Source organism: Gordonia sp. DT30 (assembly GCF_049844915.1).
Classification (GTDB): domain Bacteria; phylum Actinomycetota; class Actinomycetes; order Mycobacteriales; family Mycobacteriaceae; genus Gordonia.
On sequence record NZ_JBNCLY010000010.1, the window covers coordinates 53,863 to 72,543 of the forward strand.

An 18,681-nucleotide genomic window follows, 5' to 3' on the forward strand; every position below is an offset into this window, starting at 1 on the left:
CCGGTCCACGACGACTGCCGCGTCCTGCGCGGCTGAAACTCGGCCGCACCCTTCCGGAACCGTCGACCGCACAACGCCCGCGGGGCCGCGTCCATATCGGACACGGCCCCGCGGCTGTTGTTGTGGTTCTTCGGGTTACGGACTCAGTGTCCGCCCTGGCCCTCGGCTTCCTGGCCCCCGCCGACGGGACGGTCGAGCATGCCCGCCGCCACTGCGGCATCGGTCTTGATCGTGCCGGCGTCGGCCCACGTCCCGTTGTCGTCCTGAACCTGGAAGTAGAACGTGAGCTCGGTCGTCAGTCCGGCGGCCACCGACTTGCCGGCACCGCTGACCGAGGCGGTGATCACCGACTCGTCGACCACCGGGGCGCCCGGCGTCGTCGCGCCGGTGGTGGTCGTCGGCGAGGCGCTCGACTCGGCCGTCGTCTCGCCGGCACTCGCCTCGGCAGTGCTGCTCTGGGTGGAACCGTTCTGTGTGGAACCGTTCTGGGTGGAACCGTTCTGGGTGGAACCGTTCTGGGCGGAACCGGCCGACGTCGTCTCACTCGTGCCGCTCGCGCCCGCGGGGATGTTGGCGGTGCGCACCGCGGTTCCGGGCGCGAGGACCGGTTGACGGCCGATCGTCACCGCGGCCGACGCCGGTGCGCCCTGCTGGGTGACGGCGATCTTCGTCAGCTTGTAGGTCTTCGTGGCGCTGCTGTTGACGACCGTGAAGGAGACGTCGAACGGTCCGCCGTTGTTGAACACGTCGGCGGCCTTATCGGCCGGGTAGATGATCTGCACATTACGGACCTCGACGTTGTCCCACGTCGCGGTCGCGCTGCCGCCGTTGACGGCCGGGAGCTGATTGGCTGTCTGCGAGATCTGGCCCGCACCACAACCGGTGGTGCCCAGGGCGATAGCGACACCCGCAGCCGCGATGGCGGTCACCGACGCCAACCGTCGTGCAGTCGAAGGTCGTCGCCGAAGTCGAGTTGGCACGGACACCCGTTCCTCCCAGGTAGTCGAACGCATGAACACAGCGGACCATGAACACAGCCGACCATGAACCCGGTGGACCATGAACGCACTGGACAAGCCCTGCACTACGCAGCGTAGTGGGCGCGGGTCACAAAATCCCGCCGGGGTGCCGGATTGGTCGCACGGGCCGGTCGCGGCCGGTCGACGCGCACACCCGCAGGCCGCCTCGACGGGTGGCCGGCGAGGCTGTCGTGACGGCCTCCCGCCGCGCCCGGACATCACACGAATGCCGCTGCTGCGCAGACTCCTAACCCCCGCACGGCGGTGCGCTCTCACCTGCCCAAACGGCATGCCCCGATGCCCATCATGGCCTTGACCTGCGCCGTTGTCTGGGGGGTCCGAGGCGTCCGTGTTAGACTGGCCATACTCGAAAGGGGCACGGAACATTGAATTTCAAAGTTGGCGACACCGTTGTCTATCCCCATCACGGTGCTGCTCTGGTCGAAGACATCGTGATTCGTACCATCAAGGGCGAACAGATCGAATACCTGGTTCTCAAAGTCGCCGACGGTGACATGACCGTCCAGATTCCCTCATCCAAGCTCGAGTACGTCGGGGTTCGTGACGTCGTGGGTCAAGAGGGTCTCGACCAGGTTTTCCAGGTTCTCCGCGCCCCACACACCGAGGAGCCCACGAACTGGGCCCGCCGGTTCAAGGCCAACCAGGAAAAGCTGATCTCCGGCGACATCATCAAGGTCGCCGAAATCGTTCGCGACCTCTGGCGTCGCGAGCAGGACCGTGGCCTGTCGGCGGGTGAGAAGCGCATGCTGACCCGCGCCCGTCGCGTCCTCGTCGACGAGCTCTCGCTCGCGCAGAACACCGACGACGAGAAGGCTTCCATCATTCTCGACGAGGTGCTCGCCGCGGCGTCCTGAGACGTCACCGCCACCCTGTGACGGAACCACCTGAATCCGCTGCTCCCGGGCCGCGGCCGGATGTCTGTGTCATCATTCCGGCCGCAGGCTCGGGAGTACGGCTCGGTGAGCAGTCGCCCAAGGCGTTCGTCGAACTCCACGGACGAACCATTCTCGAACGCTGCGTCGATCAGATCTCCGGACTCGACGCGGCCGTCGTCGTCGTCGCACCCGCCGATCTCGTCGGCGAGGCACGCTCGCTGCTGCCACCGCAGATCCGCGTCGTGGCCGGCGGTGCCCATCGCTCCGAATCGGTGCGCGCCGGACTCGCCGCGGCCGGCGACGCGCAGATCATCCTCGTCCACGACGCCGCCCGGCCACTCACCCCGGCGAGCGTCTTCCACCGCGTCATCGACGCCATCAGAGCGGGCCACCGGGCGGTCGTTCCCGGTCTGCCCGTGGCCGACACGCTCAAGGCCGTCGAGCCGATCGGTGACAATCTCGCGCTCGTGACCCGCACCGTCGACCGCGAACCACTCCGTGCCATCCAGACACCTCAGGGCTTCACGCGCGAGGCGTTCGTCGCCGCACACGCCGACGACGCCGGACTGGCCACCGACGACGCCGGACTCGCCGAGCGGGTCGGTATCCCCGTCCACGTGGTGTCCGGACATCCGATGGCCATGAAGATCACCACCCCGTGGGACCTCTCGGTCCTGCGCCGCGTCCTGCACTCCGGAGAGGTCGGTTCATGAGGGTCGGTATCGGCTCCGACGCCCATCGCATCGCGCCCGGCGCGCCGTGCTGGATGGTCGGCCTGCACTTTCCCGATGACGCAGGCTGCGAAGGTCATTCCGACGGCGACGTCGGCGCGCACGCGCTGTGCGACGCGGTGCTCTCGGCGGCCGGGCTCGGCGACGTCGGGTCGGTGTTCGGCACCGGCCGTCCCGAGTGGGCGGGTGTGTCCGGCGTGCAGATGCTCGCGCACGTCGCCGATCTGGTCGGCCACGCCGGACTGCGCGTCCTCAACGGCTCGGTGCAGGTGATCGGTAACCGTCCCAAGATCGGGCCGCGGCGTGACGAAGCGCAACGGGTGCTCTCAGCGGCACTGCGGGCGCCGGTGTCGGTATCGGCGACAACGACCGACGGGCTGGGCATGACCGGGCGGGGCGAGGGGATCGCGGCGGTGGCGACGGCGTTGGTCGGCGACGATTCCCCCGGTGGCGCCGGGTAGAATCGCACGTCGTGACCCTGCGCCTATATGACACCGCCGCCCGGGAGGTGCGCGACTTCGTGCCCCTTCGTGATGGGCATGTGTCGATCTACCTCTGCGGCGCCACCGTGCAGGGGGTTCCGCACATCGGTCACGTGCGCAGCGGCATCGCCTTCGACATCCTGCGCCGGTGGCTGCTCCACCGCGGCAACGACGTCCTGTTCGTCCGCAACATCACCGACATCGAGGACAAGATCCTGCGCAAGGCCGCCGAGGCCGGCCGGCCCTGGTGGGAGTGGGCGGCGACGCACGAGCGTGAGTTCTCCGCGGCCTACGACGCACTCGGGGTGCTTGCGCCGTCGGGGGAGCCGCGCGCCACCGGCTTCATCACCCAGATGGTCACCTACATGGAGCGCCTCGTCGAGCGCGGACACGCCTACGCTTCCGACGGGAACGTCTACTTCGACGTGGCCAGTCAGCCCGACTACGGTGCGCTCTCCGGGCACAAGCTCGACGACGTCCACCAGGGTGAGAGTGCGGGCACCGGTAAACGCGATCCGCGCGACTTCACCCTGTGGAAGGCGGCCAAACCCGGCGAACCGTCGTGGCCGACGCCGTGGGGCGCCGGCCGCCCCGGCTGGCACCTGGAATGCTCGGCGATGGCGACGTCGCTACTCGGTGCCGAGTTCGACATCCATTGCGGCGGTATGGATCTCATCTTCCCGCACCATGAGAACGAGATCGCGCAGGCCCATGGCGCCGGCGACCGGTTCGCCCGGTACTGGCTGCACAACGGCTGGGTGACCATGGGTGGGGAGAAGATGAGCAAGTCGCTGGGTAACGTGGTGTCCATTCCCGCGATGCTCGCCCGGATGCGGCCGGTGGAGCTGCGCTACTACCTCGGCAGCGCCCACTACCGGTCGATGCTGGAGTACTCCGAGGGCGCCCTGACCGAGGCCGCTGCCGGCTATCGCCGCGTCGAATCCTTTGTGGAGCGGGTGCATTCGCGAGTCGCCGAGGTCGGTGTCGGGGAGCTGCCTGCGGAATTCGCCGCCGCACTCGACGACGACCTGGGGGTGCCCGCGGCGCTTGCGGTCGTGCACAACACGGTGCGTCACGGCAATACCGCACTCGAGGGTGGCGACGGGCCGGCTGCGCTGAAAGCGGCGTCGTCGGTGCGGGCGATGCTTGCGATCCTCGGCGTCGATCCCCTTGACCCGCATTGGCGTTCCGATGCGGTGGACGACTCGGCCGTGACCTCGGCACTCGATGTACTGGTGCGTGCCGAACTGGCCCGCCGGGCCCGGGCCCGCACCGAGAAGGACTGGGCGACCGCCGATGCCGTGCGCGACCGGCTGGCCGAGGCAGGCGTCGAGGTCACCGACACCCCGGACGGGGCACAATGGAGCTTGAAAGGTCGGGAATAATGGCCGGAAACTCGAAACGCAAAGGCGCCGTACGTAAGTCCGGCAGCAAGAAGGGGCAGACCGTAGGTTCGGGTGGGCAGCGTCGCCGCGGACTCGAAGCGCGCGGCGCCACCCCCAAGGCCGTCGACCGTTCGTATCATCCCGCCCACAAGCGGGCCAAGGCCGCGACGACGTCGACCGGACGCGGCAAGTCGCGGGCCAAGGACGACGGACCCGAATATGTGCTGGGCCGCAACCCGGTCGTCGAATGCCTGCGCGCCGACGTCCCGGCGACCGCGTTGTACGTCGTCACCGGCAGCGACCCCGACGAACGGGTCGCCGAGGCGGTCAAGCTGGCCGGCGACCACGGCATCTCGATCCTCGAGGTGGGCAAGGGCGAGCTGGACCGGTTGTCATCGAACGGCATGCACCAGGGAATCGCGTTGCAGGTGCCCGAATACCGGTATGCGCACCCCGACGACCTGATGCGCGATGCCCTCGACAGCGGCACCCCACCGTTGCTCGTCGCCCTCGACAACATCACCGACCCGCGCAACCTCGGTGCGGTCATCCGCTCGGTGGCGGCCTTCGGTGGCCACGGGGTGCTCATCCCGGCGCGCCGCAGCGCATCGGTCACCGCCGTCGCGTGGCGCACCTCGGCCGGTGCGGCGGCCCGGCTGCCGGTCGCGCAGGCCCCGAATCTCACTCGCACCCTCAAGGATTGGGCCGCCACCGGCGCGCAGCTGGTCGGACTGGACGCCGAGGGCGACGTCACCCTCGACGACTATGACGGCAGCGGGCCCACCGTCATCGTCGTCGGCTCCGAGGGCAAGGGACTCTCGCGGCTGGTCCGCGAGAACTGCGACTCGATCCTGTCCATCCCGATGGCCGGCGACGTCGAGAGTCTCAACGCCTCGGTGGCGGCGGGCGTCGTGCTCGCCGAGTTCTCCCGCCAGCGCCGCGTCGGGTAGTCGCAGACCGGCGACGCTTCCCGGATCGGTAGACATCTTCCCCGGAAACCGTGAGTGAAGTCTGACCGATCCCGCGGAGGTGGCGACGTCGCGACCGCGCGGTAGATTCGTCAGTCATGGGATCACGGGGCACACGCATGGACACCAGGGTGAGGACCGCCGAGGGGATCGTGTCGGGAGTCCGGGGGCGGCGCGCCCGCCGCGGCACCGTCAGCTGGCTGGGCATCCCGTATGCCGCGCCCCCGGTCGGCGGCGGACGCTTCGACGCCCCGCAACCGGTGCATCCGTGGCCGGGGGTGCGGCGCTGCGAGGCCTACGGGCACGCCGCGGTCCAGGACAAGTTGCTCACCGCCGTCGGCCTCGGCCGGTTCCAGACGATGAGCGAGGACTGCCTCACCCTCAACGTCTTCGCCCCCGACACCGAATCGACTGCACCCCGCCCGGTCATGGTCTTCATCCATGGCGGTGCCTACATCCTCGGTACCGCCGCCACCCCGCTCTACGACGCCGCGCACCTGGCGCGTTCGCAGGACGTCGTCGTCGTCACCATCCAGTACCGGTTCGGGCCGTTCGGGATGCTCGACTTCAGCGCGTACTCCACCCCCGAGCGGCGCTTCGACGAGAACCCGGGCGCCAAGGACCACATCGCGGCGCTGCAATGGGTGCAGCGCAACATCGCGGCCTTCGGTGGCGACCCGGCCAACGTCACGATCTTCGGGGAGAGTGCCGGCGGCTCGTCGGTGCTGTTGCTGCTCGCCGCGCCCGCCGCACGCGATCTGTTCGTGCGGGCCATCGCCGAGAGCCCGGCCGCCGACCTCGTGGTCGGCAAACAGAGCGCGGCCCTGTTCGCCGACGAGTTCCTGCGCATCCTCGCCGACCCGACCCGCCGCAACACCGACGCGACGAGCCCGCGCGAACCGATCGACCCGCACGAGGCGGCCCGTCTGCTCGACGCCGCCTCACCCGACGACATCCACCGGGCCGGACAACGGCTGATGGGCTTCGCCCGCCACGCCGACACCCCTGATCCCATCCCGTTCGGTCCCGTCTACGGCGGCGAGCTGTTGCCGCAGGCCCCGCAGGACGCGGCCCGCGGCGGCAACACGGTGCCGGTGCCGCTGATCATCGGCACCAACCGCGACGAGGGCGAACTCTTCCGCAAGTTCTGGAACGTCCTACCCGACCCGCAACGCACGCTGCTGCGCGTGGAGGACGAGGCCGCCCGCGACGAGATCGTGAACCAGTACAGCGGGGGCGCCGCCGACACGGTTCGCCTGGCCGCCGACGGGGTCTTCTGGGCACCGGTCACCGGCTTCGCCGACGCGCACCGCGCTGTCGCACCCACCTACGTCTACCGCTACGACTTCCACACCCGGCTGCTGGCCGGCGTCGGCCTCGGCGCCACCCACGCCACCGAACTGTTCGCGGTGTTCGGTGCCTACCGGATGCCGCTGTTCGCCGCGCTGGCCGCCGGTGACTGGCGTGCCGCGAGCGCGATGGTCGACGAAATGCAGTCGCGCTGGGGCGATTTCGCCCGCGGTCGGCCACCCGGGGCCGATTGGCCGCGCTACGACGGTGATCGCCGCCCGGTGCTCGTCCTCGACCGCGTCAGCCATGTCGAGGAAGACCCGGACACTCACCGGCGGCAGGCGTGGGACCGCGGCCGTCAGATCCTCGTCACCAGTGCGGGGTAGTGGCCTCGCAACCCCTCACAGCACCCACTGGGTCGGCGGGTCCGACATCAGGAACGACAACACGAGCGGATTGAACAACTCCGGCGACTCGACCGGCAGGATGTGCGTGCCCGGCAGCACCGCCAGCCGGCCCCGCGGCAGGGTGCGCGCAAGGGCCAGGCTCTGTTCCAGGCGGACGACGCCGCGGTCGGCGGCGACGACGAGAACCGGCGCCTGCACCGATGCGAACTCGGCGACCGCGAAATCCGGGCCGTTCAGCAGGAACTGTTCGGTCTTGGCGTAGATCGCGTCGAAATGTTCGGGACCGTCCGGACTCTCCGTGTCGTAGGCCCCGCGCAGGAACTCGACGAGGCCCGCCTCCCGTCCGGTCAGCGCGGCGAAGAACTCCGGCGCGTCGCGACCCTCGGCGTTGAGGTAGTTGCAGGTCATGACCACTCGGGACACCAGATCGGGGCGATCGCGCGCGATGAGCAGCGCCAGCACCGAACCGTCGGCCCAGCCGACGAGATTGGCGGGTTGGCCCACCACGGTCTCGAGGTAGCCGACGATCTGCGCGGCCATCGCGTCGATGGCCCAGGGGCCCGCCACATCCGGGCTGTGGCCGTGACCGCTGCGTTCGGGGACGAACACGTGCAGCCCGGCGTCGATGAACCCGGCGATCTGCGGACCCCACGTCGATGCCGACGCGAATGCGCCGTGCAGCAGCACCGTCGGTGTGCCTGCCGGGTCCCCACCCACGAAATGCCAGATCAGGTCGCCGCCGATGTCGACGTACGTCCCGGCCCCGACCTGATCTCCGGCGTGGATCGTCGCGGCGGTCATCGGACCGGTCGGAGACGGCATGCCGCGGCGTGGTGCGGGTGGGACGTGGGGGACATGGGCCCCATGCTTCCAGAATCGCCACGGCCGAGGGAGAACGTTCGGGATTCAAAACGGCATCGGTGCCCGGATGGGCGCCGATGGCGCTCGCCGGCGTCGTCCCCCCGACCACTGTCCGGCGCGCGAGTTGCCGAACGATATGGAGCCTCTCAAGAAGACCGTGGATGCGTGAGGCCGGACTCTCGCACTACTCCGCTATGGCGGACGCGCCGGTGAATCGATCCCGTGCACGGCCATCGCCGAGTTCACCCCGCTCTTCCGGATGTCGCAGGTAGTGCCTGAGGATGGAGTACAGGGGAACAGCGCCGACAGCCAGCAGGTCCGCATTCACACGGAGTGGTTCCGCGGCGCCAGTTGACGTGATCGAGAGATCCGCGTTCTTCTGTCCGGCTACCGCCTCGATTGAGGCGATGTCGTCCCAGGAGGCGATAGCAGAGTTCTTGAAACTGACGACGCCGATTTGCTTGGGGGTGCAGATAATACGGGGGAATTGTAATCTGCGGTTCGCAAATAGGGCACCTAGTACTAGGAGAAAGAGGCCGATCGCGCCGACCACAAAGGGGAACACCAAACCTTGACCCTTGGTCATGGGAAAAGACAGCGCATGCGATGGAACACCATAGGCGAACACCCCGCAGCTGGATGCACCGAAAACGACTATCGCCATGTATCCCGATCGAAAACTCGTCGACGTGCCGATCGTGAGTGCTCCGGTGGGTCCCTGAGTCAACGATCCGGCGCGAATATCGGTGCGATGACGTTGCAAAACGACCAGCAACGACAGCGCGGATACTGATGCGAATGCTGCTGCGGCGCAAAGGTAGAACGTACAGTATAGGAATCGCCCTTCTGTTACCGCCCGAATTCCGTGATAAGTCCAATACAGAGCAATGGTCCCAAAAACTGCGACCAAGGCCGCGATGGCTCTCGACTGACCCCGGAGCGCATTCCAGCCCTCAGGGATCGGTTCGAGTTCTTGCATCAGTAACAGACCGCCTTTCCGAGTTCGGATCCTAGCCAGCCGAAGCCCCATGAACCGACCGCTGCACCGCCGGCCGCGGTGGCGACATCCAAATAGGGGACCGGAACCATCGCCCCCAGTGCGCCGAGCCCCCAGCCGCCCGCGACGCTAGCGGCCCCGGATATGCCTGCCTGGCATTTTGCTTCGGGTGTTTCGGCAACAGTCACGTCGTACAGGGCTGTCCCGACCGCAAGAGCGGGACCACCGAACTTCGCGCCATAGTGGAGGTCTTCGACGGTCGCCTTCGTCAGCGTAGGTAAGCCCTTTTTCAGAGCATCGCCGGTTCCTGTTTCGACGCCAGATATTACTCCGCCCGCAGTTGTCAACGCAGGGTGCGAGAAGAAATTGCTGTCCGCCGGAATGGGTTTGGGATCCTTTCCGACGGGAATACCATGCCCGACTGGGTTCCATCTGGATACTTCATTGTTTGAACCAGGGTTCCGTCCGCGTATGTAATCGAAGTGACGTCGGCATTGAAGTCGGTTTTGTATACCCTGGTTGTGGCAACAAGTTTGCCACTTGGGTCGAAATCTTCCTCGACGTACATCGGTCGTTTAGTGCTTGAGCCGGCATATGTTATGGTTTCTGTGAATACCTTTTTGCTGCCGTCCTGCATGTGCAACGTCTTGGTAGGTTCACCCTCGGCATTGGTGCCCGTTTCGGTGCCAGTGATTGTTATTGCCGCATCTTCATCACGAATATGCTGTTGATACATCTGGCCTGGAAGACTCAATGGATTCGGGACGTCGGACTGGGGTTCTGGTGTTGCTGAACCGGTTACAAGCTCCATCAAGTTCGGATCATGTTGAACATACCCGGCCTTCTTCGCTGCAGTCTGCAAGCCGGTGGCTAAACTGTGGTCCGCCGCGCCCATGGTAATGACGTCAGAGTTGAGTTGAATCTGGAAGTCGTTGCGTAGCTCCATATTTTCGCGGAGTTCGTCCGACGACATCTCCACCGGATTCAGCAGAACGACCCAACCGTCAGTTACGTGGAACTGGCCAGCCTCGATGTCGGCGACTTTGTCGAGAAGGTTCCGTTTAGCGGTGGTGAGAGCGTGATAGCCTGTCTCCAACGCGCCGGCGAGGCCGTCTGCGAGGTCGCAGACCTCGGCCCCTTCACGTCTCGCTCGCCCGAATGCTTCGACGGCGGCCGTATGCGCGGTGCCCTCCCACGCCCGCAGAGTCGGTAGGGCATCGCAATTCTTCGAGATATCGACCGCAGCCTGCTCACTTGCCACACCCTGTATCCGCAGAGCGATTGGCGTGGTGATGAGCGCGTCGAAATTCCATGACATGAGGCGGGGACGGGAAGGGATCATGAGGGGAACGTCTTCCTGAGCACGTCGGCGAACTCGTCGTCGGCAACTTGATACGAGTTTGCAGAACCCGTGCTTTGTCGGCTAACGTGCTGTAATCCCCCGCCATTCGGTCACTCACGTCACCCGCGAATGGGTCGACCATCCGCGCAGCCCACAGTGCTGAGGACCCCGGCATGCCAGCGCACGCACCAGCGATGGACCCGCGCGGACTATTGGACTTGATCGTCGCGGCAGCGTTGACTGTTTGAGACGCGAACAACCTCAGGACGTCTGGATCTACCAGCAAAATAATCCCCCATATCTGTCAAGACATCCAACATAGCAGGCAGCTATGTCGACGGTTCAGGTGCGTTTGGCCTTGGCATGGTCTGATCAGTGTCGTCTGGCCGTAACCTGGTCGAGTCGGCGAATCGCAAAAGCTTGCGAGGAGGAAGTGCCGTCGATGGTGGCACTTCAGCGTGAATGGACACTGACTGCCGAGCTCTCCACTGGCGGCGCCAGCCAGGATTGCCTGGCTATCAATCGCCGGCAAGAATGGCAGGAGATCTGGCTTCTGGTGTCGGGAGGTTTGGTTAACTTTGTCGCGCGCGGGTGGCTGTCGGACTGAGATTCTTACTATCGCATTCTCGCAAATGGCGCCGAAGTGGCTGATCAGATCGTTGCGATCAAGGCTGCGGGGCCAGCGTGAACGTGAGGTTCCTGGTAGACGAGCATCGCGCATCCGCGCCTATGCTCGTCAGAATGAATCGTCGTCCCTGGAACAGGGTGCCCGTCGCTGTCGTCGGTGTCGCCGTGGCGGCCACCTTGGCCGCGGGACTGTCGGCCTGCGGGGACGATTCGGCGCCTGCGCCGACGTCGGCCCCCGCCACCACATCTGTGGACACGACACCGACGTCGTCCGGGGACGAATCGGGTGCGGCCAGCCCCACGACCGATCCGGTGTACCGGCCGCCGTATGTCGATCACGTCGAGTGGGTGCAGACGCAGGTGGGGCCGAGTCTGCAGATCTACCCGACCCCCTCGGGCCGCAAGACCACCTCCACCGACGGTGCCGACGTCGCATGGTCGGAGGTGCTGGCGTTCGCGCGCAACGCCGATACTCCCGGCATGCGAGCGCAATTCGACTGTCATTGGACCTACGCACGCCTCGTCGATCCGGACAAGCCGAGCTGGAACATCGAGCCCGATCGGCCGGTCGTGTCCCAGCAGGAGATGGTGGCCACGCGCTGCAATCCGGGCGGCCCGGAGGAGTAGCCGCGCCGGCGGTAAATCGTTTCGCCTCGCGGCGAGATCTGTCGCTGTCGGCGAAATAGCGCAAGCGCTGGCGGCAGGACGTTGCGCAGGGTAATCGGGGAACCGAGCGAGATGGTGAGTGCGCATAGGCGCGGGCCCAATCCGTGCAACCGACGATTTGCCGATAGTGTCGGCTCTCGTAAGAATCGACCATCGTGAGAACGACGAGCGATCGCGCCCATCGGGACGAACGCCGACCGTGAAGGAATTCATGACCGCGCGTACATGTATCGCCGTGACCATCCGCACCATTGCGGTGAGCCTGCTCGTCCTCGGGCTCGGGGCCGGGCCCGGGAGTATCGCCGACGCGGCGCCGGGCGATCCGCCGGCCCCGTTGTCCCTGAAACAGATCGGTGCGTCGCCGACGATCACGTTTCCCGGCCAGCAGGGTGAGGTGCCGCTGTCGATTCCGGTGCCCGACAACCTGTCCCCAGATGTCCTGCGCGGTGTGGTGACGCTGCCGTCCTTCGTCACTGGCGGCACGGTCGACGTATTGCAGGGCACGCGACTCATTTCGCGAACGCAGATCCCGAACATTCCGAATGCCCCTATCGCACTGCCGCTGCGGGGCGTGACCACGAACGGCAATGCCGCGGACATCACGTTGCGTGACTACCTGACCGTCCAGGGCACCTGCCAATTCGATCCCGACAACGCATTCACCATCGGGGATGCGACGGTGACATTCACCGGCCGCGAATCGATTCCGCAGACCGTCGCGCAGTTCTTGCCACCGATTCTTCGGCAACTCACCCTGGTCATCCCGGACGATGTACAACAGGCCGAGGGCGCTGCGGCTGTCGATCTCGCGGCTGCTGTCACCGCGCACTACGGTTCAGCCTCGGTCGGGGTGACGACGCTGGGGCGACCCCGTTCGGACATGTCACCACCGAGCGCACCCGGTCCTCTCGAACGTCAGATCGTGATCGATTCGTCGGCGCCGCCCGGCCTCAGCCTGCGGACCGGGTCACAGGGATCGGCGTACCTCGCTCTCGGTGGTCCCGCCGATCAGCTTGTCGCGCAGGCGCGATTCCTGACGAGCAACCTCGCGTCGATCGCCTTGAGCTCGTCGGCGGTCGCCGGCCCGCTCTACGACGCACCCCAACTCGCCCCGGACGTGACGACGCTCGCCGACCTGGGGATCGGGGATCAGGAGGTCACCTCCAACGACTGGCCGTCGATCTCGATCGGCATCGACCACACCCGGCTGGGCCGCCCGTCCAAGAACATCCGGGTCCAGCTCATCGGGTCGTATGCTCCCGCCGGGGGCGACAACGCGGTGATATCTGTGCGCATCGGCCAACGCGTGATCGCCACCCTGCCGACCGACTCCTCGGGCAGCTTCAACAGTTGGGTCGATCTGCCCGACGACGCGGTGACCCGCAACACCGAGCTGACGCTGACCCTCGAGCGTGGCGGGGTGAGCGGGGGCTGCGGCAGCGGTAACCGCTCGAGTCTGTCCCTGAGTTCGGCCGGAGAGATCACCAGCGATGTCGCCGACCCGCCGCAACCCGCCGGGCTGGGGTCGGTGCCCGAATCGCTGATGCCGTGGACGAAGCTGGCGTGGACCAAGGGCGATGTCGGCGATGTCACTCGCGCCGTCGGCATCGCGGCCGGCCTACAGCGGCTCTCGGTGATCCCGCTGGGGTTCGACGTGGTGTCGATGGCCGACGCTGCGTCGTCCGATCAGCCCGCCGTGTTGATCTCCGCTGACGGAAAGGGCCTGCCGGCTCTGTCGTTGCCGGTGGGCTCCGCGGGCGGCACTGTCACCGTTCGTGCGGCATCCGGATCGTCGGCTCAGGTGACGCTGAACCCGGCGCTGCGGTACGGCTCCCTGCAGACCACCCAAGCCGGTGGCCGCACCGTCTTGGTGGCGTCCTCCACCGGCGACGCGTCTGATCTCGACGACCTGCTCCGGTGGCTCGGCGACGACAACCGCTGGACGTCGCTCACCGGTGATGCCCTGGTCAAGGTTCGTGACCAGCAGCCGATCTACGTCGACGCTGCCGCGGACGCCCCGCAGCCCGAGGCATCGTCGTCGGACTCCGGAACGGCTGCGACGGTCGGGATCATCGTCGGCGTGGTCGCCGCCGTGGCGATTGTGGCCGGTGGGGTGATCTTCGTGATCCGCCGGCGCCGCAGGCCGGGTGAGAACGACCGGGACGGTCGATGACACTCGCGCCCGGAGACGCCACGATCGCGCGGGCCCGACCGCCGGGACGACCCAGCGGTTGGGTGCAGATGGTGCGGTCACCGTCGATGGTGATCACACTGCGGTGGCTGGTGCTCGCGGCGCTCACCGTGATCGCCTTCCGGCGGACCATCGACTCGGTGATCCTGGAGATCAAGGCGTTGACGGTCATCGTCTACCTCCCGGTCCTGCTGGTGCTGGTCCTCATCGCGGCCATCGGAAAATCGTGGCGGCCCAGCTCCGAACCGCCGATCTACGACCGGCAGACCGATGTGATCGTGGGCTCGATCATCCTTCTGCTCGCGGTGTCGATGCAGGCCATGGTCGATCCACGCTATGCGCGGGCCTACCTCGCGATCCACGTGGACCTGCTGGCGCTCTGGTTGTTCGTACTCGGCGGCGCGATCATCCTGTTCGGCCTGCGGCCGGTGGCGCGATATCGCTGGATCTGGCTGCTGGCGTTGCTGATCTGGCCGGTTCCGATGCAGGTGGCGATCCTCGCGGCCGGGGGCAGCCCGGTCGCGGCCGGTGCGGTGATGGTCGTCGTCGGTGCCGGTGCGACGCTGATCGCCGTCGGTCGCACCCGACGTCGCGGAATCATCGGTGCGACGCTGTCGGCGGTCACCGGCCTTGCGATATTGATCGCGTTCGACGCCGTCGGCGGCGGCAACCACGAGATCCTGATCGTCGTCGTGCCCGCCATCGCCGCCGCACTGGTGGCGTCGTGTGCGATGTACTTCGACTATCGCAGGAGACATCGTCTCGGGTGGTCCCCGTTGGGCCGCAACGTGGCACCACCCACATCGGCCCGGGTACGTCGGCCCGGACTGTTGCTGGTCCTGGCGGCGATCGGCATCGCATTCGTCCCGGTGCCGGTGACCGGGACGAACGAGCCGAGTACCACCATCGGCGGCATGCCGGTCGGGGTTCCGCTCGTCCTGCCCGACGACTGGCGGCAGGAATCGGTCAGCAGCTACGACTGGGCGGACCGGTTGTACGGCTCCGGATCGGTGATGAACCGGCAGATGGTGGTGCAGAAGCAGGGCAGTCCGCAATTCGACAAGCAGTCGCATCCGCGGCGAGTGGCCGTCGACTCCGTCGACTCCGCGCACCCGCTCTCGCTGCAGACGTACTTCTATATTTTCCGCTACAACATGGTCGGTTACCGTTTCGCCACGACGGTGGAGGTCCCCATGCCGCACGGCGTGCGCGCGCGGATGACGACGGTTGTCGACGACGCGCGTTACCTCACCTACACGGTGGTGTCGTGGTGGTGGGACAACGGGAGCAAGACCCAACAGGTGATGCTCTGGGCGGTCGACAACCATGAGACCGACGCCTACTTCCCGCAACCGGCGTTCACGGTGACCCAGAATCTCAACACCATGTTCACCGTTCTCTTTCGCGGCAATGCGGCGATCCAGGACAGCACGCACACCTACAAGGACCGAGATCTGTTGGTGGGCTTGGCCGGTGGGCTCGTCGACGCCCAAGTGGCCCTCGCCGGCCGGGAGGGTGGCCGATGAGCATCGACGACGTCGGGCCGCGCAGCACGCCCGGGCGTGACGACGCCGACCGCGACCCGCGGAGCCGGTGCACCAGGCCGACCCGCGCTGTTGCCGACCTGCTCGTCGACGAGGACTATCGACAACAGGCCCTCTACGACGCGGTGGAACGTCTACGCGAGGCCGACGCCGACGCGTCGGCGTCGACCGCGTTCTCGCGGCCACAGAAATTTGGTGGGCTCGCCCTGCTCCTCGTCGTGATCGTGTCGCTGGCCTTCTTTCCGGTGACCACCGTCGCGACGCTGGTCGGCATTGCGACGATCGCCTACGTGGTCACCCTGATCGACCGGTTGATCATCTTCCGGCGTGGACTGGTCAACGGTGCGATCGCCGTCTCCGACGAGATGGCCCGCGCCCTCGCCGACGACGACCTCCCTCCCTATACGGTCCTGGTGCCGGCCTACGGAGAACCGGAGGTGGTCGGCGACCTGATCAAGGCGGTCGAATCGATCGAGTACCCACCCGACAAGCTGCAGGTGCTGCTGTTGCTCGAGGAGGACGACGAACCGACCATCCGGGCGGCACGCGCGATGGAGGACGAAGGCGGGGTGGTCACGGTGGTGCTCACCCCGCCGGCGCAGCCGCGCACCAAACCCAAGGCGTGCAACTACGGCCTGCACTTCGCCACCGGCGACATCGTCACCATCTTCGACGCCGAGGACAAACCTGACAAGCTCCAATTGCGCAGGGCGGTATGGGTTTTCCAGAACATCGGGGACGAGTCGGTGGTGTGCGTGCAGGGCAAACTCAGCTTTCACAACGCCACCGACAACCTGTTGACCCGCTGGTTCACCGCCGACTACGGCGTCTGGTTCGGGTTCCTGCTGCCGGGAATGATGGTCAGCCGTGCCCCGATTCCGTTGGGCGGCACGTCCAATCACTTCCTGCGCGACGTACTCGACGACATCGGGGCGTGGGACCCGTTCAACGTCACCGAGGACGCCGACCTCGGGGTGCGCATCGCCGACAGCGGATACCGTACCGCTGTCCTGGACTCGGTCACCCTCGAAGAGGCCAATGTCGATGCCATCAACTGGGTTCGGCAGAGGTCACGGTGGTACAAGGGCTACATGCAGACGTGGCTGGTGCACATGCGGCACCCGATCGCGTTGTGGCGCATCCTCGGTCCGGTCGCGTGGGTCCGATTCACGTTCCTCATCGCGGGAACCCCGCTGATCGCGTGTATGAACATGGTCTTCTGGCTGATCCTGGTCCTGTGGATCGCCGGCAAACCGCCCGTGGTCGCCGACCTGTTCTGGGGGCCGATCTACTACCTGTCGTTGCTGTCGTTGATCTTCGGCAACGGCGCGGCGCTGTACATGAACCTGATGGCGATCCGCGAGGACGACCGCAGCGAACTGGTGGTCTCCGCGCTGCTGGTTCCGATGTATTGGATGCTGATGAGCATTGCTGCGATCAAGGGCATGTGGCAGATCTTGGTCAATCCGTCGTACTGGGAGAAGACCGCGCACGGTCTCACCGGCGGTGGGGGACCGCCGGACACCGGTGGCGCCCGCGACGCCGGTTCGGTCGGGTCCGGCACCGAGCGCAAAGATCCCGATACGTGACGCGCAGCCGGGTGGTCTGGCTTTTCGTCGCGGTCTTCGCGACGTATCTCGGTGTGGGGCTGTATCTGGCAGTCGGTGTGCACCTGTACTTCGGTGATGCGCTGTCGCGGGTGCAGTCCGCGCAGGCCGTGTTGTTCAGTCGCAGTCCGCATCTGGCGGCCATCGGATTCGTGTTCACGCCGTTGACGGCGATCGCACAGCTACCGCTGACCGCGGTGACCCCGTGGATTCCGCAGATGACCACCGACGCGGTGTCGGCGGTGATCATGTCGGCGGCGTTCATGGCCGGATCGGTGGTCCAGGTGTCCGGGGTGGCACGCGACCGGGGCATCGATCCGGTGGTCGCCACGTTGGTCACCGCGTGTTATGCGCTGAACCCCATGATCATCCTGTACGGCGCCAACGGTATGAGTGAGGCACCGTACCTGTTCTTCCTGGCGTGGGCGGCGCGTCGGCTCATGCGCTGGGTCGACACCGACGACGTCCACGAATTGGCCGTTGCCGGAATCGCATTGGCTCTCGGCTACCTCACGCGCTACGACGGCGGAGCGGCGGCGTCGGTGGCCGCACTCGTGGTGGCCTGGGTCAGTTTCCGCCGGGCAGACCGAGAAAAACGCTTCAGCCGTACCGTGCTCGATGTGGTGCTCGTCGAGTCGCCGTCGGCCCTGGCGTTCATCGGCTGGGCATTCGCCGGGTGGCTCATCACCGGAAATGCGTTCGCGCAGTTCTCCTCCGAGTACGGCAACGCCTCGATCATCGAAGAGTCCGGTGGCAGCGGGTCCGATGGTGTGGCCGAGGCGCTGCGGTTCTCGATGACCGAGCTCGCGATCCTCGCACCGTTGCTTCCGCTGCTGGCCGTCATCGTCCTCGTCCTGCGTGCCAGACATCACCGCCTGTACGCCGTGCTGGTTCCGCTGGCCGTGATCGGCGCCGTGCTGCTGTTCCAGATCTACACCTACACACAGGGTTCGACGTTCGGATTCCTGCGGTTCTACATCACCGTGATCCTGCTGGCGGCGCTGGTCGCGCTGCTTGCGGTCCCGGCGCGACAGCAGGCGCCCTTTCGGCGGCTGGGGCCGCGCTCGGCCCTTCGGCCCGACTGGACCGGCGGGCCGACCCGACGATACGTGTTGTCCGGTGCCGTCGCCGTCCTCGTGATGCTGGTGTCGTTGCCCACCACGGTCTTCGGTATGAGCTCGCAGAAGTACGCACCGCAGGAGTACGCGCTGGCGTCGGTCGTGTGGCCGCGCCCGGACTCGGTGTCGCAGCGATACCTCGACGAGCGGCGGATCGTGCGTAGCTTCTCCACCGAAGCCGCCCTCGCGCACTACCTGGACTCGCTCGATCTGCCCGATGGCAGCGTGCTCACCGACACCGTCTATGGATTCGCGGTCGTCGTGCAATCGGTACGGCCCAAACAGTTCGTGATCCCATCGGATCCCGACTTCACCGAGATCCTCAACAGCCCCAAATCGGCGGGAGTGCAGTACATGCTGGCAGTCCCCGACGAGGGGCGTGGAGTCTCCGACGCACTCAACCAGCGGTATCCGACGCTGTATGACAACGGCGCACAGGTCGCAGTTCGGGTGCTCGACGTCCGCAACCAAGGTGCTGATCTCCCGGATTGGCGGGTATACCGGGTGACCGGCAGCAGCGCGGGCTGAGAGGCGACAGCTCGGGGGGCCT

16 protein-coding genes are annotated in these 18,681 nt (G+C 66.6%); 12 read left to right on the forward strand and 4 right to left on the reverse strand.

Annotated elements, in window-relative coordinates; translation table 11 throughout:
• Positions 1-143: 143 nt before the first annotated feature.
• The gene (locus tag ACLQ3C_RS11595; RefSeq protein WP_425705213.1) at positions 144-929 is read right to left on the reverse strand and encodes a hypothetical protein; all 786 of its coding nucleotides are present in this window, start codon (positions 927-929) and stop codon (positions 144-146) included.
• A gap of 476 nt (positions 930-1,405) precedes the next feature.
• Between ACLQ3C_RS11595 and ACLQ3C_RS11600 the strand changes: the two genes are divergently transcribed.
• From ACLQ3C_RS11600 to ACLQ3C_RS11625, 6 genes are all read left to right on the forward strand, one after another.
• Positions 1,406-1,894, forward strand: a complete 489-nt coding sequence (locus ACLQ3C_RS11600) for a CarD family transcriptional regulator (RefSeq protein ID WP_425705214.1) — start codon at positions 1,406-1,408, stop codon at positions 1,892-1,894.
• 17 nt (positions 1,895-1,911) lie between these two features.
• A complete protein-coding gene (gene ispD / locus ACLQ3C_RS11605) occupies positions 1,912-2,628 on the forward strand; it encodes a 2-C-methyl-D-erythritol 4-phosphate cytidylyltransferase (protein WP_425705215.1) in 717 nt (238 codons plus the stop codon).
• The gene (gene ispF, locus ACLQ3C_RS11610; protein ID WP_425705216.1) at positions 2,625-3,107 is read left to right on the forward strand and encodes a 2-C-methyl-D-erythritol 2,4-cyclodiphosphate synthase; all 483 of its coding nucleotides are present in this window, start codon (positions 2,625-2,627) and stop codon (positions 3,105-3,107) included. Before ispD ends, ispF begins: the two co-directional genes overlap by 4 nt.
• Before the next feature lie 11 nt (positions 3,108-3,118).
• The gene (gene cysS / locus ACLQ3C_RS11615) at positions 3,119-4,513 is read left to right on the forward strand and encodes a cysteine--tRNA ligase (protein WP_425705217.1); all 1,395 of its coding nucleotides are present in this window, start codon (positions 3,119-3,121) and stop codon (positions 4,511-4,513) included.
• Positions 4,513-5,463: a 23S rRNA (guanosine(2251)-2'-O)-methyltransferase RlmB gene (rlmB, locus tag ACLQ3C_RS11620; RefSeq protein ID WP_425705218.1), complete on the forward strand. Its 951-nt coding sequence runs from the start codon at positions 4,513-4,515 to the stop codon at positions 5,461-5,463. The genes cysS and rlmB overlap by 1 nt, the downstream gene beginning before the upstream one ends.
• A gap of 116 nt (positions 5,464-5,579) precedes the next feature.
• Positions 5,580-7,157 carry a carboxylesterase/lipase family protein gene (locus tag ACLQ3C_RS11625; protein WP_425705219.1) on the forward strand — a complete coding sequence of 526 codons (1,578 nt, stop codon included), beginning with the start codon at positions 5,580-5,582 and terminating at the stop codon, positions 7,155-7,157.
• 15 nt (positions 7,158-7,172) lie between these two features.
• Here ACLQ3C_RS11625 and ACLQ3C_RS11630 read toward each other — a convergent pair whose 3' ends face one another.
• The 3 genes from ACLQ3C_RS11630 to ACLQ3C_RS11640 all read right to left on the reverse strand — a co-directional run bounded on the left by ACLQ3C_RS11630 (position 7,173) and on the right by ACLQ3C_RS11640 (position 10,378).
• Positions 7,173-8,000, reverse strand: coding sequence for an alpha/beta fold hydrolase (locus ACLQ3C_RS11630; protein WP_425705220.1), 828 nt, complete (start codon positions 7,998-8,000; stop codon positions 7,173-7,175).
• A 223-nt stretch (positions 8,001-8,223) separates the two neighbouring features.
• Positions 8,224-9,018: a hypothetical protein gene (locus ACLQ3C_RS11635; RefSeq protein ID WP_425705221.1), complete on the reverse strand. Its 795-nt coding sequence runs from the start codon at positions 9,016-9,018 to the stop codon at positions 8,224-8,226.
• Between the two features lie 361 nt (positions 9,019-9,379).
• Positions 9,380-10,378, reverse strand: coding sequence for a hypothetical protein (locus ACLQ3C_RS11640; protein ID WP_425705222.1), 999 nt, complete (start codon positions 10,376-10,378; stop codon positions 9,380-9,382).
• 442 nt (positions 10,379-10,820) lie between these two features.
• Here ACLQ3C_RS11640 and ACLQ3C_RS11645 point away from each other — a divergent pair, with 442 nt between their 5' ends.
• The 6 genes from ACLQ3C_RS11645 to ACLQ3C_RS11670 all read left to right on the forward strand — a co-directional run bounded on the left by ACLQ3C_RS11645 (position 10,821) and on the right by ACLQ3C_RS11670 (position 18,659).
• Positions 10,821-10,985, forward strand: a complete 165-nt coding sequence (locus ACLQ3C_RS11645) for a hypothetical protein (protein ID WP_425705223.1) — start codon at positions 10,821-10,823, stop codon at positions 10,983-10,985.
• Positions 10,986-11,119: 134 nt separating this feature from the next.
• Positions 11,120-11,632, forward strand: a complete 513-nt coding sequence (locus ACLQ3C_RS11650; RefSeq protein WP_425705224.1) for a DUF2599 domain-containing protein — start codon at positions 11,120-11,122, stop codon at positions 11,630-11,632.
• Positions 11,633-11,882: 250 nt separating this feature from the next.
• A complete protein-coding gene (locus tag ACLQ3C_RS11655) occupies positions 11,883-13,844 on the forward strand; it encodes a hypothetical protein (protein WP_425705225.1) in 1,962 nt (653 codons plus the stop codon).
• A gap of 86 nt (positions 13,845-13,930) precedes the next feature.
• Positions 13,931-15,388 carry a hypothetical protein gene (locus tag ACLQ3C_RS11660; RefSeq protein WP_425705226.1) on the forward strand — a complete coding sequence of 486 codons (1,458 nt, stop codon included), beginning with the start codon at positions 13,931-13,933 and terminating at the stop codon, positions 15,386-15,388.
• Complete coding sequence (locus ACLQ3C_RS11665; RefSeq protein ID WP_425705227.1) at positions 15,385-16,995, forward strand: glycosyltransferase; 1,611 nt, start codon at positions 15,385-15,387, stop codon at positions 16,993-16,995. The genes ACLQ3C_RS11660 and ACLQ3C_RS11665 overlap by 4 nt, the downstream gene beginning before the upstream one ends.
• A complete protein-coding gene (locus ACLQ3C_RS11670) occupies positions 16,992-18,659 on the forward strand; it encodes an ArnT family glycosyltransferase (protein WP_425705228.1) in 1,668 nt (555 codons plus the stop codon). The genes ACLQ3C_RS11665 and ACLQ3C_RS11670 overlap by 4 nt, the downstream gene beginning before the upstream one ends.
• The last annotated feature ends 22 nt before the right edge of the window (positions 18,660-18,681 follow it).

Bases quoted from the DNA above. Each gene is read 5' to 3' on its own strand.
- ACLQ3C_RS11665 (WP_425705227.1), top strand. From the start codon at position 15,385: ATGAGCATCGACGACGTCGGGCCGCGCAGCACGCCCGGGCGTGACGAC.
- rlmB (WP_425705218.1), top strand. From the start codon at position 4,513: ATGGCCGGAAACTCGAAACGCAAAGGCGCCGTACGTAAGTCCGGCAGC.
- ACLQ3C_RS11660 (WP_425705226.1), top strand. From the start codon at position 13,931: ATGGTGATCACACTGCGGTGGCTGGTGCTCGCGGCGCTCACCGTGATC.
- ACLQ3C_RS11625 (WP_425705219.1), top strand. From the start codon at position 5,580: ATGGGATCACGGGGCACACGCATGGACACCAGGGTGAGGACCGCCGAG.
- ACLQ3C_RS11650 (WP_425705224.1), top strand. From the start codon at position 11,120: ATGAATCGTCGTCCCTGGAACAGGGTGCCCGTCGCTGTCGTCGGTGTC.
- ACLQ3C_RS11630 (WP_425705220.1), bottom strand. From the start codon at position 8,000: ATGCCGTCTCCGACCGGTCCGATGACCGCCGCGACGATCCACGCCGGA.
- ispF (WP_425705216.1), top strand. From the start codon at position 2,625: ATGAGGGTCGGTATCGGCTCCGACGCCCATCGCATCGCGCCCGGCGCG.
- ACLQ3C_RS11645 (WP_425705223.1), top strand. From the start codon at position 10,821: ATGGTGGCACTTCAGCGTGAATGGACACTGACTGCCGAGCTCTCCACT.
- ACLQ3C_RS11635 (WP_425705221.1), bottom strand. From the start codon at position 9,018: ATGCAAGAACTCGAACCGATCCCTGAGGGCTGGAATGCGCTCCGGGGT.
- ACLQ3C_RS11655 (WP_425705225.1), top strand. From the start codon at position 11,883: ATGACCGCGCGTACATGTATCGCCGTGACCATCCGCACCATTGCGGTG.
- ACLQ3C_RS11640 (WP_425705222.1), bottom strand. From the start codon at position 10,378: ATGATCCCTTCCCGTCCCCGCCTCATGTCATGGAATTTCGACGCGCTC.